This is a genomic window from Archangium sp. Cb G35, assembly GCF_001896145.1.
Taxonomy (GTDB): Bacteria; Myxococcota; Myxococcia; order Myxococcales; family Myxococcaceae; genus Archangium; species Archangium violaceum.
In genome coordinates, this window is record NZ_MPOI01000009.1 from 67759 (window position 1) to 92733 (window position 24975).

The following is a 24975-nucleotide window of genomic DNA, read 5'->3' on the forward strand; positions in this document are numbered from 1 at the left end:
CACGCGGGGTGTCGGGCGATGGACGAATCACCCGCGGGCGGTGGATTTGGAACGGGCAAGCTGATTGGAAGGGAGGTGCATGAGAGCAGAGCCCCCCCGCCCTTCATCCTTGCCCCTCACCTGGCCCGCGGCGGTGTTCGGTCTCATCTTCGGCGTGGCCATGACGTACGTGCCGTACGAGTTCCACGCGGCGTACTTCCGGCCCCTGTACCCCTATGTCCGCGCCATGGGCGTGGCCTACCTGGCCAGCAGCATCGTGCTCATGGCCACCATGCTCTACGCCCAGGCCCCGCGCTGGCTGGACGTGCTGGGGCGCGTGGGCTTCGGCGCCGTCACCGGGCTGTACTGGTGGGTGCTGCACGTGCGCACCGGCGGCCTCACCGGCGCCATCCTCTACCCGCTGCTGCTGGCGGGACTGGCCCTGGAGGCATCCCCCTCGTGGCGGCGGCGCGAGGTGTTCCGCGGCGTGGTGGCGCTCATCTCGCTCGCCTTCGGCCTGCTGCTGCTGGTGGCGCGCCACCGCTTCCCGCCCGTCTTCTACGCCTCCGTGGCGCCGCTGCTGGTGCCCATGGGGCTCGTCTTCCTGGGCTGCGGCGCGGGGCTGCTGTCCCCCGCGGTGCATCGCGAGCCCCGGCTGCCCCGCGTGCTGCTGGGCCTGCTCGCGCTGGACTTCGCGCTGCTCGCCTGGGCCGTGGCCCGCCTCGGCTCGGTGCCGGCCGCCAGCATCTACATCATCCTCGCCCTGGCGTGCGTCATCTCGGTGCTCGGCTTCCGCCCGCGTGCGCCCCGCACCATCGGCTTCAAGCTGCTGCGCGGACTGGCCTTCGCCGGCGTGGTGCCGCTGCTGGCCCTGGGCGGCTTCGCGGCCTGGATGGCCCAGAACGCCGTCGAGCGCCAGGTGCGCGACGACACCCTCCGCGCCGCCGCCGGCGAGGCCGACTTCCTCGTGCGCTACCTCGACGACGCGCGCGAGTCCCTGCAACTGCTGCTCGAGTCCCCCGGCTTCCGCAAGGCCTACGCCAACCGGGACACCGCCCAGGTGGCCCTCTACCTGCGCAACCTCCCCGCCCAGGCCCGCGCCTTCGACGCCGCCATCGTCGTGGCCAAGGACGGCGAGGGCTTCGCCTCCTCCTACGGCACGAAGAACCTCGGCAGCTTCGCCCACCGCGACTACTACGCCGGGGTGATGGGCACCGGCGCCCCCTACGTCTCGCGCCCCTACATCAGCATCCTGGATCTGCCCCACGTCGCCATCGCCCTGCCCTTCAAGCAGGACGGCAAGCTGGAGGGCATGCTGGTGGGCCTGCTCTCGCTGGAGCGCCTGTCCGCCGCGGTGACGCCCGCCGCCCAGCGCTTCCGCGTCCAGGTGCTGGACCGGCGCGGCCTGCTGCTCCTGCGCGACACGCAGCCCGGCGCTCCCCTGCTGAGCGAGGCCTACCTGCCCGGCGTCCTGCGCCAGAAGCTGTCCACCAGCGAGGAGGGCGTGGTGGAGACGTTCGGCCCGGAGGATCAACGGATTCTCCTGGCCGCGAACGCGCCCGTGCCCGGCACCGAGTGGAGCGTCGTCGTCGCCCAGGACATGGGCGTGGCCTACCGCGCCATCACCCGCACCAGCGTGGCCTTCATCGCCATCCTCGCGCTGGGCGTGCTGCTCATGCTGGCCCTGTCCCAGTTCGTGGCCCGCGACATCATCCGCCGCCTGGAGACGCTGGTGGAGGCCACCGACGCCATCGGCCGGGGCGAGCTGTCCCGCCGCGTCCCCGTGGAGGAGAACGACGAGCTGGGCGGGCTGTGCCACGGCTTCAACGAAATGGCCACCCGCACCGAGGCCGCCCAGGGCGAGCTGCGCGAGGCCGTGCGGCTGCGCGAGGAGTTCCTCTCCGTGGCCAGCCACGAGCTGCGCACCCCGCTCACGCCCCTCAAGGGCTTCGCCGCCCTCACCCTCAGCCGCATGGAGAAGGGCGGCGACTTCCCCGAGCGCGAGCGCACCCTCAAGGCCCTGCGCTCCATGGCCCGCCAGACGGATCGCCTCACCCGCCTGGTGGATGATTTGCTGGACACCTCCCGCATCCAGGCCGGCCGCTTCGAGTTGGAGCGCGCCCCGTTGGACCTGCTCCCGCTGGTGCGCGAGGTGATCGAACGCTTCGAGCTGCGAGGCAACGAGGGGCTGCGCTTCGTGCTGGAGGCCCCCACCCAGGCGGTGGAGGGAATCTGGGACGGCCCCCGCCTGGAGCAGGTCATCACCAACCTGCTGGCCAACGCCGTGCGTTACTCGCCCCAGGGCGGCACCGTGCGCGTCAGCTTCCACCTGTCCCCCGAGGCGGTGGAGCTGCAGGTGCGCGACGAGGGCATCGGCATCCCCTCCGAGAGCATCGCCCTGCTCTTCCAACCCTTCGCCCGCGCCTCCAACGCCACCGCGCGTCACTTCGGCGGCCTGGGCCTGGGCCTCTTCATCTGCCGGGAAATCGTCCAGCGCCACGGCGGCACCATCTGGGCCGAGAGCCCCGGCGCTCAACTGGGCAGCTGCTTCCACGTCCGCCTGCCCCGCGAGGCGCCCGCCGCCCCCGTGGCCGCCGTGGCCAGCTGATCCACGAACAAGCGGAAATACACGTTTTCTTGGAGGATGGTGCAGAAGGGTGTAGGGCAGGCTATCGTAATTCTCCAACGAGGCGGTTCCCCGGGCCCCCCCGAGTCCGTTGGAATCCGAAGCACCCCCATCCTCATGCATCCGAAGCCTCAGCAGATCCACGCGGAAGAGGCCACGTCCCCCGGGACGTGCGGCCCGCCCAACGACGTCACCGAGAGGGGAGCGACGACAGCCGCACTGGCCCGCCGCGAGCGCTACCTCACCGCGGTGGTGGAGATCCAACAGCGGCTGCTGGCGGCGTCGGCCTCGGAGAACCTCTTCGAGCGGCTGGTGGCGCCCCTGGGCGAGGCCTCGGGCGCCAGCCGTGCCTACATCTTCGAGGCGCACCGCTCGCCGGACGGCAATCAGCTCTTCAGCCTGCGCGCCGAGTGGTGCGCGCCCGGGGTGAAGCCGGAGTTGCACAACCCGCTGCTGCAGGACATGCCGCTGGAGCGGCAGAGGCCCCACCAGTACGAGCTGCTGTCGCGCGGACAGGTGCTGTCGGGGCTGGTGAAGAACATGCCGCCGGAGGAGCGGGCCGTCCTGGAGCCGCAGCAGATCCTCTCGTTGCTGACGCTGCCCCTGTGGGTGCACGGGACGCTGGCGGGCTTCATCGGCTTCGACAACTGCGCCGAGGAGCGCGAGTGGGACAAGCTGGAGGTGGATTTGCTGTGGGCGGCGGCGGGGGCCATCGCCCTGAGCATGGAGCAGCGGCAGTCCGAGCGCGCGCTGCGTGAGCGGGAGCTGCGCTTCCGGCGCATCGCGGAGAACGCCTCGGACGTGCTCTACCGCTACCAGCTGGCGGGCACGCGCAGCTTCGCCTTCATCAGCGGCGTGGTGACGAACAACCTGGGCTTCTCCCCGGAGGAGCACTACCGGGACCCCGAGCTGTGGCACCGCCAGGTGCACTCGGAGGATCTGCGGGTGCTCGAGCAGCTGCTGTCCGACCCACAGCGGATGGCGGACACGCCCGTGGTGGTGCGCTTCACCCGGCGCGACGGGCGGCTGGTGTGGTTGCAGCACGTGGTGACGCCGGTGATGGACGCCACCGGGCTGTGCGTGGCCGTGGAAGGCATCGCCCGGGACATCACCGAACGCCGCCAGTTCGAGGAGGCCCTCAAGCTGTCCGAGGCCAGCTTCCGCCTGCTGCTGGAGGGCGTGCCGGAGCCGGCGGCCATCCAGCGGGACGAGCACATCATCTACGCCAACTCGGCGCTGGTGACGGCGCTGGGCTTCGAGCGGCCCCATGACTTGATGGGCCGGCGGCTGCAGGAGTTCCTGGTGGACGAGCCGCCCACGCCCGAGGGCATGGTGTCGCTGGTGACGGGCGAGCGGCGCATGCGGCGGGAGGACGGAAGAATCCGGGTGGCGGAGTTCGCCTCGCTGCCGCTGCTCTTCGACGGCGAGCCGGCCGTGGTGTCCATCGCACGGGACGTCACCGAGCAGCGCAAGCTCCAGTCGCAGTTGTCGCTGGCGGACCGCATGGCCTCCATGGGCACGCTGGCCGCGGGCATCGCCCACGAAATCAACAACCCGCTGGCCTTCGTCATCTCCAACCTGGGCTTCCTCCTGGACGAGATGCGCCGCATGCCGTCCATGATGCCGGGCGGGCTGGCGGCGCGGCCCGAGGTGGACGAGTGGCGCTCGGTCATCATGGAGGCCCGCGAGGGCGCCGAGCGCGTGCGTCAAATCGTCCGCCAGCTCAAGGCCTTCTCCCGCCCGGACGAGGAGCGGCTGGAGCCGGTGGATCTCCACGCGGTGCTGGACTCGGCGGTGATGCTGGCCGCCAACGAAATCAAGCACCGGGCGCGGCTCAAGCGCGAGTACGGGCCCATGCCGCACGTGAAGGGCAACGAGGGCCGGCTGTGCCAGGTGTTCCTCAACCTGGTGGTGAACGCGGCGCAGGCCATCCCCGAGGGCGCGGCGGAGAAGAACGAAATCCGCCTGGTGACGCGCGAGGGCGAGCAGGGCCGCATCATCGCCGAGGTGCAGGACACGGGCGCGGGCATCCCCGCCGAGGTGATGGGCCGCATCTTCGATCCCTTCTTCACCACCAAGCCGGTGGGCGTGGGCACGGGACTGGGCCTGTCCATCTGCCACGGCATCATCACCAGCCTGGGCGGTGAAATCTCCGTGGAGAGCCAGCCGGGCCGGGGCACCACGGTGCGGGTGGTGCTGCCCGCGGCCGAGCCGGGCGCCCGGGTGCAGAAGCCGGTGCCGGCCCCCCAGGTGCCCATCACCCAGCGCGGACGGGTGCTCATCGTGGACGACGAGCCCGCCGTCGGACGGGCGCTGCGGCGGATCCTGCGCGAGCACGAGGTGGAGCTGGCCACCAGCGGCCGGCAGGCGCTGGAGAAGTTGTCCGCGGACAACCGCTTCCACGCCGTGCTGTGCGACGTGATGATGCCGGACCTGGGCGGCAAGGACCTGTACGAGGCCGTCCAGCAGGGGGGCTCGGGGCTGGAGCGGCGCTTCGTCTTCGTCTCCGGCGGCGCCTTCACCCAGGGGGCGCGGGACTTCCTGGCCCGGGTGCCCAACCCCACCCTGGAAAAACCCTTCGACGAAACGGCCGTGCGGCGCGTGGTGCGCGAGCTGGTGACGAACAACGCGTCCGCCGTGGGGAACTGACGGCATCCTCCTGTTGTCGGACCCTCCTCCTGGTGACGGATGGGGAAAGTGGCGCACCTGAGACAGGCTGCGTGGACCGACCTCCCCCGCCTTTCGAGGATTTCCGATGAACCGAACCGCCCTGCTGCTGGCCACCACCGGACTGCTCGCCCTGACGGCGGCGGTGGTGGGCCTGCCCCGCCAGAAGGACACGAGCCACACCCTGGCCCAGCCCGGCGAGGCCCCCACCGGCGTGGTGCTGCCCCCGGCCACCGCGAAGGACGGCCCGGTGACGCTGCAGGGCAAGCTGTCCGGGGCCTGGCTCATGACCGGGCCCAGCGAGGCCTACGCCGTGCTGACGGTGCGCGCGGACAAGCCCCGCGAGGAGAAGCGCGTGCCGGTGAGCCTGGCGCTCGTCATCGACCGCTCGGGCTCCATGCAGGGCCAGAAGCTGGCGGACGCGAAGCGCGCGGCGCGGTTGCTGGTGCAGCGCCTGGGTGCCGAGGACCGGTTGGCCCTGGTGCACTACGGCTCGGACGTGAGCGTCTTCCCCAGCCAGCAGGTGACGGACGAGGCGCGCCAGCAGATGCTGGACTTCGTGGACACCATCGAGGACGACGGCGCCACCAACATCAGCGGCGGCCTGCAGGCGGCGGCCCAGCAGCTGCTCCCCTACGTGGAGAGCTTCCGGGTGAGCCGCATCCTCCTGCTCAGCGATGGGCAACCCACCGAGGGCCTCGTCGAGGACGCGGAGCTGCTGAAGCTGGCGGACACGTACCAGCGCCAGGGCCTGACGGTGAGCGGCCTGGGCGTGGGGGATGATTTCAACGAGCGGCTGATGCGGGGCATGGCCGAGCAGGGCGGCGGCTTCTACGGCTACATCCAGGACTCGGAGAAGCTGGCGGAAATCCTGCGGCGGGAGCTGGAGCAGGCGGCGGGGACGCTAGCGCGCGGGGTGGAGCTGCGGCTGGAGCTGCCCGAGGGTGTGTTGGACGCGGAGGCGATGGGCGTGCCGGCGCGGCGCGAGGGCAAGAGCCGGGTGGTGCGCCTGTATGACCTGGCGGGTGGGCAGGAGGCGCAGGTGGTGGTGAAGCTGACCCTGTCCCTGGAGTCCTCCAAGGAAGGCCGGGGCGTGCTGGGGGCGCGGCTGCGCTACCAGGACGTGGAGGCCGCACGGCCGGTGGAGACGTACCTGCCCCTGTCGGCGAAGGTGACGGACGACGAGGCGCTGGTGCGGGCCAACCTGGACCAGGAGGTGCGGGTGCACGCGGTGAAGGCGCTCGGGGCCCGGGAGATGCAGGCGGCCGCCGAGGAGATGAAGCGCGGCAACCGCCAGAAGGCCCTGGGCATGCTGGACAACGCCCGGAGTCTGTTCAGCAGCTCCGCGGAGGCGCTCGCGGGGGAGCTTGCGGACGTGGACCGGACGAAGGCAGCCTACCTCAACGCCCAGGATGAAACTTCCGTGAAGCGTGAGGCGTTACAGCTTCATCGCAAGTCGCTGAGAACCTTCGGTCAGAACAACTCCTACGACACAGACTGATCAGGAAAGCCCGGCCATGCCCCTGTCGATACAGCTCCAGGAACGCGAGGACTTCGAGGTGCGCACCCTGCGTGCGCTGGGTGGCGGAGCGGCCGCGGGTCTGCTCGCGGTGGCGGCCTCGCGCCTGTACGTCCAGGTGGACGCGGGCTTCTTCGCGGTGGCGGGCGCGGCGCTGGCCGGGGCGCGCACGGACTGGAAGGTGCGCGTGGGGATGCTGCTGGGCTTCCCCGTGCTGCTGAACGTCCCGGACATGCTCTTCATCCCCTCGCCCCTGTCCGAGGCCTGCACGGGCGCACTCGCGGCCGGGGTGGTGGGCTGGCTGGGGACCCGGTGGAAGCCCCGGCCGCTGCAGGTGCTGGCCGGAGCGGTGGGCGCGGGCGCACTGGTGCCGCTCGGGCTGTACGTGAAGACGGTGATGGACGCGCGGCTCTTCGACGGGCGGCTGGGCGCGGTGGGCGCGGTGCTGGGCATGGCGGCGGTGGCGCTCTTCTGGAGCGTGGGCATGCTGGCCACCCACATGACGGTGCACGGCAACGCGGTGGAGGCCCGGGGCACGGCGCTGGAGAAGCAGCTGTCCGGCGAGGCGCAGGGCCTGGTGTCGCGCGCGGTGACGCTGTACCGGCAGTGCCAGAAGGAGGCGGCGCGCCTGACGCCGGGGCCCGGGAAGACGGAGCTGGTGGGCGTGCTGGAGAAGATGGCGCGCGAGGTGTTCTCCCTCGCCGAGTCCCACGCGGAACTGGAGGCGCAGCTGCACGCGGTGCACCAGAGCGACGTGGACGCCCAGGTGAAGGAGCTGCGCGACAAGGCGGCCGCGGCCACGGACGCGGTGGCGCGCCGGCAGTTGGAGCTGGCGGCCTCGTCGCTGGGCGAGGAGCTCAACCACCTGGATTTGCTGGGCCGCAAGCGGGAACGGTTGCTGGCGCAACTGCATGCGCAGGTGGCCCTGCTGGAGCGCGCCCGGGTGTCCCTCGTCGGCGTGAAGGGCGGCGACATCGGCTCCAAGGGCGCGCAGGCCGAGCAGCTCGCGCGCAAGCTGGCGGCCCTGGGCCAGGAGGACTCGGGCTCCGCTCCCGCCCCGGCCCCCCTGCCCGAGTCCACCAAGGTCGGGAGCTGAGCGATCCGTTTCCGCTCACGCATCGCGCCGCAGCGGAATTCACACACCGTTACGCAACAGCGCTCGTTTTTTCGCCGATAACGAGAGGAGGAGAAGCAGGCGGGCATCCGCCTTCTTCGCCAGGAGACGTGGTGTCTCCGCGAACCCTCCCACCGCTCCGGGTCCCGGGGCAGGAACCGACATCGTGCGAAAGACTGAAACCTCTTCCTCGGGGCCCACGCGCCTCGACCGCCGGCTGCTGGCGGCCGTGCTCTCCCTCACGTTGGCGGCTTGCGGTGGCGCGACCGAGGAGGAGGCCGGCGAGGACATCCTGGGCACCCAGGAGGCCGCGGCGAGCGTGCGGCTGCGCGTGATGGCCGCCAATATCTCCAGCGGCAACTACCAGAGCTACGACCCGGGCCACGGCACCCGCATCTTCCAGGGCACGAAGCCGGACGTGGTCGCCATCCAGGAGTTCAACTACGGGGACAACTCGGCCACCGCCATCCGGAACTTCGTCAACACCGCCTTCGGCACGGGTTTCTACTACTACCGCGAGGCCGGCGCGCAGATCCCCAACGGCATCATCAGCCGCTACCCCATCATCGCCTCGGGTGAGTGGGACGACAACCAGGTCGACAATCGTGACTTCGCCTGGGCGCGCATCGACGTGCCGGGTCCCAAGGACCTCTGGGTGGTGAGCGTGCACCTGCTCACCGCCAGCAGCAGCGTGCGCAACACCGAGGCCACCAACTTGTCCAACTTCATCAAGGCCAACGTCCCCACGAGCGACTACCTGGTCATCGCCGGTGACCTCAACACCGACAGCCGCTCCGAGGCCTGCTTCACTACCTTCTCCCAGGTGGTGAGCACCGCCAGCCCGTACCCCGCGGACCGCAACGGCAACACCAACACCAATGCCAGCCGTGGCAAGCCGTATGACCACGTGCTCGTGGACGCGGACCTGCGCGCCTACCAGACGGCCACCGTCATCGGCTCCAGCTCCTTCGCCGCCGGCACGGTGATCGACACCCGCGTGTACTCGCCCCTCTCGGAGATCTCCCCGGCGCTCTCGGGTGACAGCGGCGCCACCAACATGCAGCACATGGCCGTCATCAAGGACTTCCTCATCCCCGACAGCACCACCACCACCGCGAGCATCACGGTGGGCTCGCCCAACGGCGGCGAGAGCTGGGCGACCAGCAGCGCCCAGCGCATCACCTGGACGGCCACCGGCGTGACGAACGTGAAGCTCGAGTACACGCTCAACGGATCCACCTGGACCACCCTCACCTCCAGCACCTCGGCCTCCACGGGCTCCTACGCGTGGACCGTCCCGAGCACCACCTCCACCACCGCCAGGGTGCGCGTGAGCGACGCCTCCAACTCCGCCATCACCGACACGAGCAACGCGAACTTCTCCATCACCACCTCCGGCGGAGGAGGCGGCGCGGCGGTGGTGTTCATCAATGAGATCCTCGCCAACGAGGCCGGCTCGGACGTGAACGGTGAGTTCGTGGAGATCGTCAACTCGGGTGGCACGGCCGCGGACCTCTCCGGCTGGACGCTCTCGGACGCCTCCGGCGTGCGCCACACCTTCGCGAGCGGCACCTCGCTCGCCGCGGGCAAGGCCATCGTCGTGTTCGGCTCCGCCGCGGGCATTCCCTCGGGAGTGAGCAACGCCGTGGGCGCCTCCACGAGCATGCTCAACCTGAGCAACAGTGGCGACACCGTGACGCTGAAGAACGCGTCGGGCACGACGGTGAACACCACCACCTATAGCTCGTCGCTCTCGGGTACCGACGGCGTGTCCATGAACCGCAACCCGGATGTCACCAGCAGCGGCACCTTCGTGCTGCACACCACCCTGTCGAGCTCCGCGTCCTCGCCCGGCAAGCGCGCCAACGGCACCGCTTACTGAGTGACGGACGTTCCCCTCGGCTCCAGCGCGGTGCTGGCTGGAGCCTGCGGGACACACGGACTGCAACTGCATCGCGCGGTACCGGGTAGCGGGGAGGGCTCTACTTCGAGCTCTTCGCGCGCCCCTTGTCCTCGACCTTCGCGCGGGCGTCGAGGCCCAGGGGCTTCACCATGTGCAGGCCGGCCTCGGTCCTCAGCCGGGAGATGACCTGACCGGGCGTGCCCTGGTCATCCTCCTTCAGCCGCTCCTCGATGCGTTGCTCGATGTCCTCGCGAATCCGCCGGGCCTCGGCGAGCGCGGCGTTGATCTGCTCACGCACCATGATGGAGTGCTCGTCCATCGCGGCGCTGCGGTACGGGGCGGTGTCCCGGCGCACTGCGATGCGTCCCGCGGAGCTTCCCGCCGTCCGGCGCCGGCGCACCACCGTGCGTTTCTGCTTCCCCGCTCCACCCTTGCGCTTGTCCGCCATCACGGCCTCCTGCTCCACATTCCGATCTCCCCGGAAGGTGGGGTGCGCTCCCAGGTGCCGGTAGTCCCCTCCCGGTACGGTGCGGGTGCGGCCAGGCAGACAGTCGGCTAGCGGCCTGCTCGTCAAGTTCCCGTCCGGAGTCACACGTCCTCGTCCTGGCGCCCCCGCTGCCCCGGCATAGAGCGGTACCAGACACTCCACCCCGCTCTTCCTGACGCCATGCCATGCCCGAGTCCCCTCTCTACGATGTTGGCTTCTACGAAGACGAAGATGGCTCCTCACCCGTCTTCAGGTGGATGACCGAGGAACTCTCCCCGGCCCAGCGCCGCTCCGTGACCGCCGCGCTGGAGGAACTCGTCGCGTACATGGGGCCCGACGTCGTGCGCACCGACTTCGGCAAGAACATCGGAGGCGGCGTTATCGAGCTGCGTATCCGCCAGAGCGAGGAGCAGGTGCTCAAACGCGTTGGCAAGGCCCCGAAAGAGCTCCATCCGGAAGACGCGGGCGAGGACATCCTCCTGCGCGTCTTCTTCCACCCACACGGACAGAAGAAAGCGCTGGTCCTTCACGGCTACGACAAGGGACAGAATCCCTCCAAGCGGCACCAGCAACAGCAGATCGCCATCGCCGAGGAACGTCTGGCTCTTTTCAAACAGCGAGAGAAGTCCAAGGCCAGGAAGCAGCCCACCCCGACGAAAGCCAAGGGGCGGAAGTAGGCTTGTCGCTTTATGGGTTATAGGAATATCGTGAAGTTGGAGGAGAAGCGATGCGCACTCTCAAGGACCTGACGGCGTTCGTGGAAGAGGAGGCAGCTCACGAGGGCCCTGCCGCCCAGGCCGCGCTCCAAGCCGAGCGCGCTCGCTTCCGCATCGCTCGAGAACTCGCCGAGGCCCGGAAGGCCCAGGGCCTCACTCAACACCAGCTCTCCGAGCGTTCCGGTGTGCCCCAGAGTGAAATCAGCAAGATCGAGTCGGGGAGGGCCAACGCCACCGAGTTGACACTCTTCAAGGTGGTGTACGCGATGGGTTACTCCGTTCGTCTGGAGCCGCTCGCGCGCAAGCCATCCAGACGCCCGGTACGCCCCGTCCCCGCCAAAGCGAAACGGGCGACCGTGAAGAGGGCCACTGGCAAGCGCGCCCTCGCCCCCGCCACTCCGTAAGCAATGCCACCGAGCAGACGTCCTTCCCTGGTCGACATCCCCATCTACGAAGGCCTTCGTTGACATCTACGAACCCCTTCGTATACTTTGGAGAGGAAGCTGACGGGAGGGAGTGAAATGAGTGAACCGACGCTGCCGCGCCCGACGGACGCGGAGCTGGGCATCCTCCGGGTGCTGTGGGAGCGAGGCCCCAGCACCGTGCGAGACGTGCACGAGGCCCTCAACAAGGGCCAGGAGGGCACCGGCTACACCACGGTGCTCAAGCTGATGCAGATCATGACGGAAAAGGGGCTCGTGGAACGCGACGAGTCCCAGCGAGCCCACGTCTACAAGGCGCGGGCGACGCAGCAGAAGACGCAGCGGCAGCTCGTGACGGACCTGCTGGACCGGGCCTTTGGTGGCTCCCCGGCCCAGCTGGCGATGCAGGCGTTGTCGACGAAGAAGGCCTCGGCGGAGGAGCTCGCCGAGCTGCGCAAGCTGCTGGACACCCTGGAAGGGGAGGAGACGCCATGAACGGAGCCGTGTCGCAGTCCCTGGGCTGGGCGTTGTTGCACCTGCTGTGGCAGGGCACCCTGGTGGCCGTGGCGCTCGCCGCCGCCCTGCGGGTGCTCGACCGGCGCGCGGCCTCCGTGCGCTATCTGCTCTCCTGTGGCGCACTGGCCCTCATGCTCGTGCTGCCCGCCCTCACCGGCTGGCACCACTACGCCTCCCTCCAGAAGGGGGAGTCGCTTCCGAGCGCCCCCGCGGCAGTGGAGCACTCCTCCACCGTGGCCCGGACCCCCGGCTTCGTGCTGGAGCGCGCCGAGGACAAGCACTCCCCGGTGGCCCCCTTCGCCGTCAGGCCCACGCCCGTGCTGGAGCGGACGCTGCCGCTGCTCGGTGAGCACATGCACTGGCTGGTGTTGGCCTGGGGCCTGGGCGTGACGGTGTCATCGCTGCGGCTGCTGTCCGGGTGGCTGAAGCTGCGCCGTCTGGTGCACGAGGCCGAGCCCGCGCCCGCCGAGTGGCAGGAGACGCTGGAGCGGCTGGCGCGGCGCCTGGGCATGACGCGCCCCGTGCGGCTGCTGCGCTCGGCGGCGCTGGACGTGCCCGCGGCGGTGGGCTGGGTGCGGCCCGTGGTGCTGCTGCCCGTGACGGCGCTCACCGGACTGTCCGCCCGCCAGCTGGAGATGGTGCTCGCCCACGAGCTGGCGCACATCCGCCGCCACGACTTCGCCGTCAACCTGGTGCAGACGCTGGTGGAGACGCTGCTCTTCTACCACCCGGCCGTGTGGTGGATGTCGCGCGTCATCCGCGTCGAGCGCGAGCACTGCTGTGACGACATCGCCGTGGGCACCAGTGGCAACGCCATCTCCTACGCCCGGGCCCTCACCGCGCTGGAGTCGCTGCGCGTGATGCCCCTCGGGATGGCGAGCCCGGCCATGTCCGCCCTGGGCGGCTCGCTCACGGACCGCGTCCGCAGGCTCGTGGGCGCCCCCGCGGCGCGCTGCTCCTCGCGGTGGGTGGCCGGTGCATCGCTCGTCACGCTGATGAGCGGCGTGGCCGTGGCCGGCCCCCTGGTGGCCCTCGCACTGCCCTCCGCGCCTCCCGCGGCGACGGCCGAGGCCCCCGAGCCTCCCGCCGCCGTGAGCGCGCCCCTGGCGCCCGCGATTCCCGTCCCCGCCGCGGCTCCCGCTCCGATGATGGCTCCGCCCCCGCCGCCAGCGCTGAGACTCGCCCAGGCGCCCGCCCCCGCTCCGGCTCCTGCTCCGAAGCCAATGCCCTCCGGGAAGCGGAGCATGGATCCGGACTCGGACTACGACGCTGACGAGGACACCACCCGCGTGGGTGACAAGCCGCTCTCGGTGGAGCAGCTCGTCTCGCTCAAGGTGGCCGGGGTGACGCCCGAGCGCGTGAAGGAGCTGGAGTCGCTCGGCTATGAGCCCACGGTGGGCAACCTGGTGCAGTTCGGCCACGCCCACATGACGCCCGAGTACGTGAAGGAGATGACGGCCATCCTCGGCGGCAAGCCCACCGCCGAGGAACTGGTGGAGATGCGGCACGTCGGCGTGACGCCCGAGCGCGTGAAGGGGCTCTCGGCGGCCGGGTACAACAAGCTCTCGGCCGACGAGCTGACGCAGGCGGCGGCGCTCGGCGTGGACGAGCGATTCATCAACGAGCTGCGCTCCGCTGGCTACGACAAGCTGCCCTTCGATGATCTCATCGAGCTGCGCGCCCTCGGCATCAATGGCGAGTACGTGCAGGCACTGAAGGCCGCGGGCTACGACAAGCTCCCGGCGGACGAGCTGACGCAGTTCAAGGCGCTCGGCGTATCGCCGGAGTACCTGCGCTCGCTGCGCGAGGCGGGGCTCGACAAGCTCCCCGCTGAAGAGGTGGTGCAGATGCGCGCCCTCGGCGTGGACGCGGCCTTCATCCGCAAGCTGCGCGACGAGGGCATGGACAAGCTCTCCGTGGATGAGCTGATCCGCCTGCGCAGCAGTGGCGTGGACGCGGACTTCATCCGCGAGCTGCGCAAGAAGCAGTAACCGGCAGTCCCCTTCCCCTCACCTCCCACGAGCCCCCGGCCGCGCCCCGCGCGCGAGCCGCCGGGCTCCCTTTTGCCCGAAATGCCTTGAAGGAGCCTGAACCATGACCACCCAACGGACGACGTACACGCTGCTCATCTCCGCCCTGCTGCTGTGGACCTTCTCCGCGCTGGCCGCGCCAAAGAGTGGCACGTGGACGGCCACCCCGCGTGAGGACACGTTGCAGATGAACTTCCGCGTCAAGGAGCACGGAAACATGGGACTCAGCATCCCCCGCGCCTCCTTCCAGGGACTGAACACGGAGGACGGCGCGGACACGAAGTTCCAGCTCGTGCGCGAGGCGGGCACGCTGCGCTTCGAGGGCCGCTTCGCCAACGGCGAGGGCGCGGGCCACTACACCTTCGAGCCGAACGCCGCGTACCTCGAGGAGATGGGGAAGCTCGGCCACACGAACATCACCCCGGACGAGCACTTCCAGCTGGCGATCTTCGACCTGGGGCCGGCGCGGGTGAAGGCCCTGGCGGAGCTCGGCTACGGGAAGATGTCCCATGACGAGCTGCTCCAGGTGGCCATCTTCCAGCTGACGCCCGAGCACATCCGCGCCATGAAGGCGGCCGGCTACGACAAGCTCACGATGGATGAACTGGTGGCCACGCGCATCCACGACGTCACGCCGAAGTTCGTCGCCGAGGTGAAGGGCCTGGGCTTCTCCAATCCCTCCCTGGAGCAGCTCATGTCCATGCGCATCCACGGCGTCACGCCGAAGTTCGTCCAGGAGATGCGCGAGGCCGGATATCCGAATGTCACGATCGAGCAACTCGTGGACATGCGCATCCACGGAATCGACGGGAACTACATCCGCTCACTCTCCAAGAACAAGGGAGGCGGCCGGAAGGAGTAGAGGGTTTCACGGAGAGCGAAGATGATGCGTGGCTCCACTGCCCAGGAGCGCCATGCGTCCCATTCCCTCCCTGCCCCAGAATGACTCGCCCACTCAGCAGCAGCAGCGCCTCACCACGCTCACGCAAGAGCGGCAGGTCTACGCCTACAACTTCGACAGCCGGCTGAGTCCGCTGGGGATCGCGGCCCAGGTCCCCCGTCAGGACAACTTCTCCTTCGTCTGGCTGGATGGCATCGCCACCACCGCCCTGCAGCTCCTGGGCAACGTGCTGGCCATCGGCGCGAAGCTCTTCGACAACGGGGAGGCCATCCAGAACGACGCCGGCCTGTCCGAGACGGAACTTCGCAGGGTCGAGGGGACCTACCGGGAGCTGACCGACGGATTCAGCCGGCTGTCGGACCGGACGTCCCGGCTCCACCAGGCCCCGCGCTCTCCGGGGGTGGCGCTCATCGCCGGGGTCATCGAGCGCCCCCGGACGCTGCTCAAGGCGGCGGGCCAGAAGCTGGAGGAGACCGCCGGTGTCGCCATCGTCTCCGAGCTCGCCACCCAGGCCGCGCTGGATGCGCCCGCCATCGGGCAGGACATCCTCGACCTCGTCGACACCCTGTTGAAGAAGCTGTTGTCCGAGGCGGGTGATCTGTTCCTGAAGTACCTGGGGCTGTACGGCAAGGCGGCGTCGCTCGACAACTACACGGCCCAGTTCTCGCTGCTGCAGCCTCCGGCGGTCGCGAGCAATTACGAGACCGACATCATCTTCGCGCGCATGCGGCTGGCCGGGCCCAACCCGGCGCTGCTCCAGGGCATCGCGGCCCTCCCCGAGAAGTTCCCGGTGACGGACGCGCAGTACCAGTCCGTGATGGGCTCGCAGGACACCCTGGCCCGCGCGGGCCAGGAAGGACGGCTGTACCTGCTGGACTACGCCGTCTTCCAGGGCATCCCCACCGGGCAGACGTCGGGCGGACAGAAGTACATCGAAGCGCCGCTCGCCCTGTTCGCCGTGCCCGCCGCGAACCAGGCCGACCGGAAGCTGCGCGCGGTGGCCATCCAGTGCTCGCAGACCCCGGGCCGTTCCAACCCCATCTTCACCCCGGCGGACGGCACCTCCTGGAACCTGGCGCGCCTCCACGTGCAGGTGGCGGATGGCAACTACCACGAGCTCATCGCGCACCTGGGCCTCACGCACCTGATTTTGGAAGAGTTCACCCTGTCCACGCACCGGCAGCTCGCGCCCCAGCACCCGCTCTACCAGCTGCTGACGCCGCACTTCCAGGGCACCCTGGCCATCAACAATGCCGCGGAGACGTCCCTCATCGCGCCCGGTGGCCCGGTGGACCAGCTGCTCGCCGGTGAGATCAAGGCCTCCACCCAGGTGAGCATCCAGGCCGTGGCCAACCACTCCATCAACCAGGCGTTCCTGCCCCGGGAGCTCGCGGCCCGCCAGGTGGACGACGCCTCGAAGCTGCCGGACTACCCGTACCGCGACGACGCGCTGCTGCTCTGGAGCGACATCCGCGCCTGGGTGAGCGACTACCTGGCCATCTACTACAACGATGACGCCGCGGTGCGGAGCGACTACGAGCTGCAGGCCTGGGTCAAGGAGCTCTCCAGCCCCGAGGTCGGCAAGCTCAAGGACGTCGGGGAGGACGGCGGGGGCATCCAGACGTTCGAGTATCTGGTGGACCTGGCCACCTACATCATCTTCACCGCGAGCGTGCAGCACGCGGCGGTGAACTTCCCGCAGCGCACGATCATGAGCTACACCCCGGCGCTGCCGTTGGCGGCCTACGCCCCCGCGCCCACCTCCGTGGAGGAACTGCCGGCGAGGACGGAGCTGACCCATCTGCCGCCGTTGCAGATGGCCTTCCTGCAGCAGGCGGTCACCTTCGGGCTGGGCAACGTGTACTTCACCAAGCTGGGCGGCTACGACACGTACCTGCACGAGCCCTGGTTCGCGGACGCGCGCGTGTGGCCCGCGCTGGAGGTCTTCCAGAAGCGCCTGCGCACCACGGAGCGGGAGATCGGCCAGCGCAACCTGTCGCGCATCCCCTACGAGACGCTGCTGCCCACGGCGATTCCGCAGAGCATCAACATCTAAGCCAGCCGAAGTAAGTCCGTTCAGGGGTCTGTCCTCAGCTCGAAAGCAGGAGGGACCCCTCCGGGCACGGTCTCGCCAGACTTGTCCAACAGTTGGACAAGTTCGTGAAGAGCGCGCCCGGAAGGCGGACTCACTCACCCCTGAAGCTACTCGCTGCCGCTCCTGACCCACCATGTGAAGCAGGGCCGCCTGCAGCGAGCCCGTCGTGGCGTCTACCGGCTCACGCACTACCCGGCTGGAGAGCACGAGGATCTCATCGCGCTCTGGCTATGGAGCGAGGCCTCGCCAACTCCGAGGAACTCCAGACCCGACTTGCGGAACAAGTTCCCGCAACATCAACGAACAAGACACTGGCATTCAGAACCCATCACCGCAGCGCCGCCCGAGGACGAACATGACACGACTGGTTGTCTTCGTGTCTTGCGCCCTCGGGCGCTCCGCCACCGGTGGTCGTGATTTCGAGTCCAACCACCAGTGCCCCATCAGCCGTGAGGGCGCATCACGGCGTCGGCGAGGTCGCCGTCTTCGGCTCCTCGTAGTCGCTCCGCTCCTGGAAGGGTTCGCCAGCAGGAATGATGTCCCCGCTCTTCGTCTTGCGATCCACATCGGAAATGGACCAGCAATCCATGTCCGGATCCGAATCCACGTTACCGATGGCGTAGGCGATGAAATGCTGCTCCGACCCTGCACCCGAGACACCCAAGCCCACCGGCTCCCCGTCCTGATTCGTGCCAAAAGTCAGGGGGCAGCCCGCTTCCTTCAACCCAGAATGTAGAACCGCTTCAGGATGCCGGTGAGTGTCTGGAGCGATGATGTTGACGGTCGGCTGCGAAAGGAGCTGCGCTGAATCGCGCTTCTGGACGACCCCGCGGGCGGCGAGGAAATAGGCATAGCGGTTTCCTCGCTCGGGCGAATATCCGAGCTCGACAGCATTGGCTGAGTACCGATCCTTCTCCTGCAAGAACGCTCGCTGTGACGTAAAGAGCGCCTTCAGGTTGGCCTTGGCCTCCCCGGCCTTGAGTGCAGCCGTATTCGCGCTCACGGCCTCTACTTCCTTCGCGGAAGCCTCCCGGGCCTCCGCCTTGCCGTTGCTCATGGAGATGAGGGTCGTCTTCCCTTCCGCAGTGCACGCGGCCTCGCCCGAAGCGGAGACTCCCATGTCATCGCAGGCCCCCAGGAAGACGTCCTGACGAGTCGACGGCTCAAAGCCCTGGGTGATCGCGATCACGATGGCCTTTCCACCGCCAAAAGGCCCTCCCTTGACGATCGTATCCGTGACACCGTCCTTGTTGATGTCGCCGTACACAGCAGTGTAGTTCGCCGCCTTGCATGCAGCCGAGGCCCCGTTCACGCTGCAGCGATTATAGACCTTGATCTTCTCGAAGAGCGTGGTGTCCACCTTCGCAATGAAGGCCGGCTTGGGCAGTTCGTAGACGAGCGGCTCCAGGGACTCGACCCCCGAACACGCGCGCTTGCCGTCCGTGGCGGAAATACGAAGGAACAAAGGGTTGCGCGTGTCCCCACCTGCCACGACAAAAGCGACTCCATTCGTCGCGAGCTGCTTGGGCACCTCCACGGCGTACTGCGCCATCAAATCGTCCGACATGGCATCACGGTCAACGAGGCTCAGCCGGATACTGTCCCCCACGCGCACCGGAAGCCACGCCCCTGTACTTGTCTCGTCCACGAAGATGCTGTTCCACCGCGGCTTGGGCGTATCCTCCAACTTTGGCCCGATAGCGACACTGGGCACGTCGTTCCGCTCGGCAGGTCTGGCCATCAACTCGGGGTCTGCATGCGACCCATTGTCCCATGCTGCTCCAGTGGACTTGGTTTCAGGAGCAATTACTTCCATGGGCGAGACGAACAATTCCTTGCAGTCCCGATAGTCCGCGGCAAGAACAGGCGTGGACAACAGCACACTCGCAATCACTACGCGCTTCATTTGGTACTCCCCCTCTTCGGCCGCTTCGGGATATCGAAGCGCATACCGTGAGGAGGCACACGATACTGCGGCAACGGACTCGTGTCCTCCGGCGTCCGTACCTGCTGCACCAGCGGTACGGGCAGTACGAGTTGCAGAAACCGATCGTGGAAACCGCCCCCATGCAGGTATCGGAGAACTCCAATATAGGCTCTCCCCAACATGAGATGGGGAACGGCTCGACCCGCCGGCTGGATATGCCTCCTGGCACTGGTGCTCCAGGCCTGCGCGACAACGGGAGCAATGGATGGCATCGAGCCCGAGGAGGATATTCCGGCAGAGAAAGTCGGGAGGGAGCTGCCGCCACCGTGGGAAACGCGTGACACGGCCGCGGACGAAGACGCGCTCCGGGCCGAAACCACCGCAGCGCTCTCGGGCATGCGTGGAGTTACCAGCCACGTGGAGCAGGCCGGTGCCAGCCTGGTCTTCCGCTTCTGGGCACAAAACGGGGTGCTGACACTGCTGTCCTGGAAGCGTGATGGCACGGGCACGGACTCCGCCGGGAAGAGTGCGGCATTCGCCCCAGGTCTCGAAACGCACCTACCCACCTTCGTGGACTCGCGCACCGGAGAGATTGTTCTCACCTTGCAACGGGAACGGCACGGATGGGGCCTTCGTGCGCTCACCACATCGGAGAACTCCAAGCCCCTGGAGGCCAGGACGTTACCCGTGCGACGCACGGGCGTGACGGCGGACACCCTTGCCCAGACCCATGCCATGGCCACCCAGTTGGCCAAGGGGCTGCGGGTACCCGATGGGGGCAGAGCCACGATGTTGGCGGATGTCCTGTTGGATGACGAGCGGGTCCTTGGCGCAACGACCGCACGATACGAGTCCCATGGGGGCCCGCCCATCCGCGAGCCCTCGCCGGTGCTCGTCGCGCAACTCACCCAAGCCTTGCTGCCCTTCACCCACGGCCTCGGGCCACGCACGGTCCGGTTGACGCTGGAGGCGGAACACCACCGGGCTGAACGGCATGCACGCTGGCGCGTGATGGAAGCGGTGACGCTACGCCCGGCCGTGGAGGCCCCACCCGATCTCGCCGCCGAGCACTACGCACTCTACGAGCGCATCCTCCGCGAGTGGAGGGAGGAGACCCAGGAAGCCTTCCTGCAAGCGGGAGTCAGCAGCACCGAGTTCCTCGCTACCTGGTTCATCAGCGGCCTCGCGTTACGCGGTGGCATCGCGCTCTTCGAGGCGGTGGCTCCCAGGCTGGCCCCCATCCTGGCTCGCGGCGGCTCGGAAGCCGTGGCCTGGTTCCGCTCCTTTCTCGCCCGGGTACGTCCGGCGGAGCGGGAACAGTTCCATCGCTTGTGGACAAAGGCCCAGACCCAGGGACTGTCGGTCGCGGAGAAGGAGCAGTTACGCAAGCTCATGGCCCACTTCGAGAAGCTTCTCGACGCCAAGCTGGGCCGTGATGCGAGCGACGAGCTCAGGAAGATGGCGCACAGGGACTTCTACGGGAAGTTCCATACCGATCTGGCGAAGCTCCTGCTTGACGAGCGAGGAAAGCCCTATCCCGTGCACCATCGCCTCCCCCTGGAGTACGCGCACCTGTTCGAGCGGTTGAACATCAATGCCCGGGAAAACCTGTGGGGCGTGCACGAGGCCGTGCACAAGAAACTCAACAACATCTGGACAGCATTCCGGAGGGCGAAAGGTAAGGCCAATGAGCAAGACGTGCAGAAAGTGGCAGCCATCGTCGACCGGCACTTTGGCCGGTGGTTCAATCAACGTTATGAAGCAAGCCACTCCGCGTCCTCACTCACCAAGGCCGAGGCGGATGCTCTCGACGAAGTGAAGGCACTGGTAGACCTCCTCCTGAAATGAGCATGGCCATGAATACAGATATCCCACTGCCTGGACTCGACCGATTGATGGATGTGTACCGGAAGCACGGACTGCACATGAAGACCTTGCCGCCAGGGCGCGCTCCGCCCTCAGTTGGAGAACTCGTCGCGGGCTATCCCTTCGACCCCGTGCTCGCGGCCGTCTACAGGCGTCTTGGCGGGGCTGATTTCGGCGGAGAATTCGGGGGGCAACTCTTCCTCGACCAGGTCAATGACCAGTTGAATGGAGTCGTACTGAGGACCGAGCAGTTTCGTGAAGAGGAGGAACCCTTCCGCTCCTCCGTATTTTTCGGGAGGATTCCCGGGCTCGCGCACTACTTCGCCGTGGTGCCCAAGCTCGCCGACGAGCAAGGCCGCCAACCCGTCATCTTCATCGATGCCTATATGGACAGGTACGTCCTGCCCATCGCCTCGGACGTGGACCGCTTCTTCGACGCCCTCTCCCACTTCGTCGACATGCTCGTGGTGGACCAGGGCTACCTCTTCGATGGCATGCCCGGCATCCATTTTCCCGACAGCGTGCCCGAGCTCATCGCCCGTGACCGGAGGCTGGTCGAGATGATCTCCACCGGCCGCTTCGACTTCATCATGAACCCGGGCGACGAGTTCCAGGACTGGCTCACCCGGGTGAAGTCCGCTCGAGGGTGATGCCCCTACTCCAGCGACGGAGCCGTGTCCCCTGGCATCATCGCCTGCCGCGCCAGTGACACCGGCAGCCCGAGTTGCAGGAACCGGTCGTGGAAGTCTCTCAGCGAGAACGTCTGTCCTCGTGCCTCCAGGTAACGTTTGTAGTCCTCGCGCAGCTTCAAAATCTGCATCCGTCCCAGCGCGTAATAGAGATACGTCGGGTTGAACGTGCCTCGCTGCACCTCACGCAGCGCCGGGAAGGGCTCGAAGTAGGCGATCTCCGCGTAACGCTTCGCCGCGTTCTCCACCGACTCACCGAAGGCGTGCATCGACAGGCCCGCGTGCCACCGCGCATGCCGTTGCAGCGCCCGACGCAACTGCCCCAGCCGCACCGCCGGGTCTCCCTCACCGAAGCCCTCGTCCACCATCATCTGCTCCACGTAGTGCGCCCAGCCCTCCACCAGCGACGCCGGCGTGAACACCTTGCGCACCTCCGTCGGAATCCGGGCCTCGTACAACAGCTGCACGAAGTGCCCCGGCATTCCCTCGTGCACCGTGATGCCCAACAGCCCCGCACGGTTGAAGTACGTCAGGTGCTGCGCCTTCTGCTCCTCCGTCCACTCCGGCTCCACGTTGGTGATGTTGTAGAAGGCCTCCGTCGCCCGCGTCTCGAAGGGTCCCGGCGTATCCATCGACGCGAAGCCCATCCGCGCGTACGGCGGCGTCTCGCGCACCGTCGGCAGCCGCTCCGAGGGCAATGTCAGCAGCCCCTTCTCCACCACGAATCGCTGGCACTCCTCCAATTGCTTGCGCGCCAGCGGAATCAGCTCCTCCGCCGCCGGATGGTCGTGCACCAGCGCGTCCATCACCGCCACCGGTGACTTCGTCGCGTCCACCCGCGCCGCCTCCTTCGCCACCCACTCCTGGTACCTCCGGATGGCCCGCTCGTTGACGTCTCGCAGCTGCTCGGCCGTCAGCTCCACATGCTCCTCCAGCGCCAGCTTCTTCTCGAAGAGCGCCTTCCCCAACCGGAAGTCCCCGTTCGCCTTCGGCAACAGCTCCCGCTCCTGCCACCGCGCGAAGCCCTCCACCTCGGCCACCGCTCGCGCCAGTGCCGTGGTGAGCTCCTGTCGCAGCGCTGCGTCCACCCGCGCCAGCCCCTGGGACTCCAGCGCCTTCGGCAGGTCCGAGCGCAGGAAGCCCACCGTGCCGCGCGTGTCACGCAGCCCCTGCTCGGCCCACGGTTTCGGCACGTCGCGCAGGTTGGCCTTCGCCGCGGCCACCACCGCCGGAATCCGCTCCATCCTCGCCAGCAGGCTCCGCCCCCGCTCCTCCACCGGAGCGAACTCCCGCTGCGACAGCGACGAGAGCGCACTGGCGATCACACTGTTGTAGAGCATCGGGTTGCGCTGCCAGCCGCGCTCCTCCTCCAGCTCCAGCAGCTCCGCGCGGATGGCGTTCTCCAGGATGCGCACGTCGAACACCGCGTCCCCCGTGAGCGTCGCCCGGTCCAGCCGCTCCAGCCTCGCGAGCCACCCGTGCAACTCCTTCGCCCGGTGCTGGAAGGCCTCGGCCGACAGGTCCTGCACCTGCGTGTCGTACTGGTGCAGCCCCAGGCTCGTCGCGCGTACCGGGTGCGCGGCGTAGTACCAGTCGAGGTACTCGCGGGCGAAGCGGGCGTATTCGGCATCGGCGGGAGTGGAGGCCATGGCGGACGCGGAGGCCGCCGGCCCGGAGCCCGTGCGCGGAGCACACGCGGGCATCAGGAGCAGGGCGGCACTGCAGAGGGTGGCTCGAATCATCACGTCCACAGTCTCCATTCCCCGCGCGTGACAGGGAAGGCGCTCGGAGTGGACTTCGCGGAGTCGCCACGTCCCTGGAAGGGCATGCAATATAGGCTCTCCCCCACATGAGATGGGGAACAGCTCGACCCGCCGGGTGGATATGCCTCCTGGCACTGGTGCTCCAGGCCTGCGCGACGACGGGAGCGATGGATGGCATCGAGCCCGAGGAGGACATTCCGGCGGAGGAAATCGGGAGGGCGCTACCACCACCGTGGGAGGCGCGTGACACGCAAGAGGACGAAGACGCGCGCCGGGCCGAAACCACTACAGCGCTCTCGGGCATGCGTGGAGTGGCCAGCCTCGTGGAGGAAGCCGGTGCCAACCTGGTCCTCCGCTTCTGGGCACAAAACGGTGTGCTGACACTGCTGTCCTGGAAGCGTGAGGCCACGGGCTCGGGCTCCGCCGAGAAGGGTGCTGCGTTTGCCCCAGGTCTCGAAACGCACCTGCCCACCTACTTGGACTCGCGCACCGGAGAGATTGTCCTCACCTTGCAACGGGCGCGGCATGGATGGGGCCTGCGTGCGCTCACCACCTCGGAGAGTTCCAAACCCCTGGAGGCCAGGACGCTACCCGTGCGGCGCACGGGCGTGACGGCGGATACCCTTTCCCAGGCGCATGCCATGGCCACCCAGTTGGCCAAGGGGCTGCGGGTACCCGATGGGGGCAGCGCCACGGCGTTGGCGGATGTCCGGTTGGATGATGAGCGGGTCCTTGGCGCGACGATTGCGCGATACGAGTCCCATGGGGGCCCGCCCATCCGCGAGCCCTCGCCAGAACTGGTCGCACAACTCACCCAGGCGATCCTGCCATTCACCCACGGCCTCGGGCCACGTACGGTCCGGTTGACGCTGGAGGCGGAACACCACCGGGCTGAACGGCATGCACGCTGGCGCGTGATGGAAGCGGTGACGCTGCGCTCAGCCACGGGAGCCCCACCCGACCTCGTCGCCGAGCACTATGCGCTCTACGAGCGAATCCTCCGCGAGTGGAGAGAGGAGACCCAGGACGCCTTCCTGCAGGCGGGAGTCAGCAGCACCGAGTTCCTCGCTACCTGGTTCATCAGCGGCCTCGCATTACGCGGTGGCATCGCGCTTTTCGAGGCGGTGGCGCCCAGGCTGGTCCCCATCCTGGCTCGCGGCGGCTCGGAAGCCGTGGCCTGGTTCCGCTCCTTTCTCGCCCGGGTACGTCCGGCGGAGCGGGAACAATTCCATCGCTTGTGGACGAAGGCCCAGACACAGGGACTGTCGGTCGCGGAGAAGGAGCAGTTACGCAAGCTCATGGCCCGCTTCGAGAAGCTCCTCGACGCCAGGCTGGACGACACTGCGAGCAAAGAACTCAGGCAGATGGCGCACAAGGACTTCTACGGCAAGTTCCATACTGACCTGGCCAAGCTCCTCATCGATGACAACGGATTCAGCTACCCTGTGCACCATCGCATTCCCCTGGAGTACGCTCATCTCTTCCAGCGATTGAACATCAACGCCCGCGAAAACCTATGGGGCGTGCACAAACTCGTGCACAAGGGAATCAACAATGTCTGGACGACGTTCCGGCGGGCGAAAGGCAGGGCCACTGAGGAAGACGTGCGAAAAGTGGCAGACATCGTCGACCGGCACTTTGGCCGCTGGTTCAACCAGCGTTACGAAGTGGGCCGTTCTGCGTCCGCACTCGCCAAGGCCGAGGCAGATGCTCTTGGCGAAGTGAAGACACTGGTGGACCTCCTCCTGAAATGAG

17 protein-coding genes are annotated in these 24975 nt (G+C 68.1%); 14 read left to right on the forward strand and 3 right to left on the reverse strand.

The window, feature by feature from the left end:
• Nucleotides 1-79 precede the first annotated feature (79 nt).
• The 5 genes from BO221_RS26610 (at nt 80) to BO221_RS26630 (ending at nt 9787) form a co-directional block, all read left to right on the forward strand.
• A complete protein-coding gene (locus BO221_RS26610; protein ID WP_073563340.1) occupies nt 80-2587 on the forward strand; it encodes a sensor histidine kinase in 2508 nt (835 codons plus the stop codon).
• 135 nt (nt 2588-2722) lie between these two features.
• A complete protein-coding gene (locus tag BO221_RS26615) occupies nt 2723-5254 on the forward strand; it encodes an ATP-binding protein (protein WP_233166274.1) in 2532 nt (843 codons plus the stop codon).
• Between the two features lie 106 nt (nt 5255-5360).
• On the forward strand, nt 5361-6773 hold the full coding sequence (locus tag BO221_RS26620) for a VWA domain-containing protein (RefSeq protein ID WP_073563341.1): 1413 nt from the start codon (nt 5361-5363) through the stop codon (nt 6771-6773).
• A 16-nt stretch (nt 6774-6789) separates the two neighbouring features.
• The gene (locus tag BO221_RS26625) at nt 6790-7887 is read left to right on the forward strand and encodes a hypothetical protein (protein WP_073563342.1); all 1098 of its coding nucleotides are present in this window, start codon (nt 6790-6792) and stop codon (nt 7885-7887) included.
• A gap of 184 nt (nt 7888-8071) precedes the next feature.
• Nucleotides 8072-9787 (forward strand): lamin tail domain-containing protein, encoded by a 1716-nt coding sequence (locus BO221_RS26630; RefSeq protein ID WP_073563343.1) that lies wholly within the window; start codon nt 8072-8074, stop codon nt 9785-9787.
• A gap of 100 nt (nt 9788-9887) precedes the next feature.
• Here the strand turns inward: BO221_RS26630 and BO221_RS26635 are convergent, their stop codons facing one another.
• Nucleotides 9888-10256, reverse strand: a complete 369-nt coding sequence (locus tag BO221_RS26635; protein WP_143195696.1) for a hypothetical protein — start codon at nt 10254-10256, stop codon at nt 9888-9890.
• Between the two features lie 224 nt (nt 10257-10480).
• On the opposite strand from BO221_RS26635, the gene BO221_RS26640 reads away from it, so the two are divergent.
• The 6 genes from BO221_RS26640 to BO221_RS26665 all read left to right on the forward strand — a co-directional run bounded on the left by BO221_RS26640 (nt 10481) and on the right by BO221_RS26665 (nt 16936).
• Nucleotides 10481-10972, forward strand: a complete 492-nt coding sequence (locus BO221_RS26640) for a hypothetical protein (protein WP_073563345.1) — start codon at nt 10481-10483, stop codon at nt 10970-10972.
• Between the two features lie 50 nt (nt 10973-11022).
• On the forward strand, nt 11023-11415 hold the full coding sequence (locus BO221_RS26645; protein WP_073563346.1) for a helix-turn-helix domain-containing protein: 393 nt from the start codon (nt 11023-11025) through the stop codon (nt 11413-11415).
• A 117-nt stretch (nt 11416-11532) separates the two neighbouring features.
• Entirely contained in the window at nt 11533-11928 is a 396-nt protein-coding gene (locus tag BO221_RS26650; protein WP_043397949.1) for a BlaI/MecI/CopY family transcriptional regulator, read from the forward strand.
• A complete protein-coding gene (locus BO221_RS26655) occupies nt 11925-13940 on the forward strand; it encodes a M56 family metallopeptidase (RefSeq protein WP_073563347.1) in 2016 nt (671 codons plus the stop codon). Before BO221_RS26650 ends, BO221_RS26655 begins: the two co-directional genes overlap by 4 nt.
• Nucleotides 13941-14043: 103 nt before the next feature.
• Nucleotides 14044-14841: a hypothetical protein gene (locus tag BO221_RS26660; RefSeq protein WP_073563348.1), complete on the forward strand. Its 798-nt coding sequence runs from the start codon at nt 14044-14046 to the stop codon at nt 14839-14841.
• Between the two features lie 52 nt (nt 14842-14893).
• Nucleotides 14894-16936, forward strand: a complete 2043-nt coding sequence (locus BO221_RS26665; RefSeq protein WP_073563349.1) for a lipoxygenase family protein — start codon at nt 14894-14896, stop codon at nt 16934-16936.
• A 499-nt stretch (nt 16937-17435) separates the two neighbouring features.
• Here BO221_RS26665 and BO221_RS26670 read toward each other — a convergent pair whose 3' ends face one another.
• Nucleotides 17436-18881: a hypothetical protein gene (locus BO221_RS26670; protein WP_073563350.1), complete on the reverse strand. Its 1446-nt coding sequence runs from the start codon at nt 18879-18881 to the stop codon at nt 17436-17438.
• A 282-nt stretch (nt 18882-19163) separates the two neighbouring features.
• Between BO221_RS26670 and BO221_RS26675 the strand changes: the two genes are divergently transcribed.
• Nucleotides 19164-20750, forward strand: a complete 1587-nt coding sequence (locus tag BO221_RS26675; protein ID WP_073563351.1) for a hypothetical protein — start codon at nt 19164-19166, stop codon at nt 20748-20750.
• Between the two features lie 8 nt (nt 20751-20758).
• Nucleotides 20759-21418 carry a hypothetical protein gene (locus BO221_RS26680; protein WP_143195697.1) on the forward strand — a complete coding sequence of 220 codons (660 nt, stop codon included), beginning with the start codon at nt 20759-20761 and terminating at the stop codon, nt 21416-21418.
• Nucleotides 21419-21423: 5 nt separating this feature from the next.
• Here BO221_RS26680 and BO221_RS26685 read toward each other — a convergent pair whose 3' ends face one another.
• A complete protein-coding gene (locus BO221_RS26685; protein ID WP_198956198.1) occupies nt 21424-23199 on the reverse strand; it encodes a DUF885 domain-containing protein in 1776 nt (591 codons plus the stop codon).
• Nucleotides 23200-23387: 188 nt separating this feature from the next.
• Between BO221_RS26685 and BO221_RS26690 the strand changes: the two genes are divergently transcribed.
• Nucleotides 23388-24974, forward strand: a complete 1587-nt coding sequence (locus BO221_RS26690) for a hypothetical protein (protein ID WP_143195698.1) — start codon at nt 23388-23390, stop codon at nt 24972-24974.
• Nucleotide 24975 lies beyond the last annotated feature (1 nt).

Coding starts and splice junctions, on each gene's coding strand:
- BO221_RS26610 (WP_073563340.1), top strand. CDS start 80: ATGAGAGCAGAGCCCCCCCGCCCTTCATCCTTGCCCCTCACCTGGCCC.
- BO221_RS26615 (WP_233166274.1), top strand. CDS start 2,723: ATGCATCCGAAGCCTCAGCAGATCCACGCGGAAGAGGCCACGTCCCCC.
- BO221_RS26620 (WP_073563341.1), top strand. CDS start 5,361: ATGAACCGAACCGCCCTGCTGCTGGCCACCACCGGACTGCTCGCCCTG.
- BO221_RS26625 (WP_073563342.1), top strand. CDS start 6,790: ATGCCCCTGTCGATACAGCTCCAGGAACGCGAGGACTTCGAGGTGCGC.
- BO221_RS26635 (WP_143195696.1), bottom strand. CDS start 10,256: ATGGCGGACAAGCGCAAGGGTGGAGCGGGGAAGCAGAAACGCACGGTG.
- BO221_RS26640 (WP_073563345.1), top strand. CDS start 10,481: ATGCCCGAGTCCCCTCTCTACGATGTTGGCTTCTACGAAGACGAAGAT.
- BO221_RS26645 (WP_073563346.1), top strand. CDS start 11,023: ATGCGCACTCTCAAGGACCTGACGGCGTTCGTGGAAGAGGAGGCAGCT.
- BO221_RS26650 (WP_043397949.1), top strand. CDS start 11,533: ATGAGTGAACCGACGCTGCCGCGCCCGACGGACGCGGAGCTGGGCATC.
- BO221_RS26655 (WP_073563347.1), top strand. CDS start 11,925: ATGAACGGAGCCGTGTCGCAGTCCCTGGGCTGGGCGTTGTTGCACCTG.
- BO221_RS26660 (WP_073563348.1), top strand. CDS start 14,044: ATGACCACCCAACGGACGACGTACACGCTGCTCATCTCCGCCCTGCTG.
- BO221_RS26665 (WP_073563349.1), top strand. CDS start 14,894: ATGCGTCCCATTCCCTCCCTGCCCCAGAATGACTCGCCCACTCAGCAG.
- BO221_RS26670 (WP_073563350.1), bottom strand. CDS start 18,881: ATGAAGCGCGTAGTGATTGCGAGTGTGCTGTTGTCCACGCCTGTTCTT.
- BO221_RS26675 (WP_073563351.1), top strand. CDS start 19,164: ATGGATGGCATCGAGCCCGAGGAGGATATTCCGGCAGAGAAAGTCGGG.
- BO221_RS26680 (WP_143195697.1), top strand. CDS start 20,759: ATGAATACAGATATCCCACTGCCTGGACTCGACCGATTGATGGATGTG.
- BO221_RS26685 (WP_198956198.1), bottom strand. CDS start 23,199: ATGATTCGAGCCACCCTCTGCAGTGCCGCCCTGCTCCTGATGCCCGCG.
- BO221_RS26690 (WP_143195698.1), top strand. CDS start 23,388: ATGGATGGCATCGAGCCCGAGGAGGACATTCCGGCGGAGGAAATCGGG.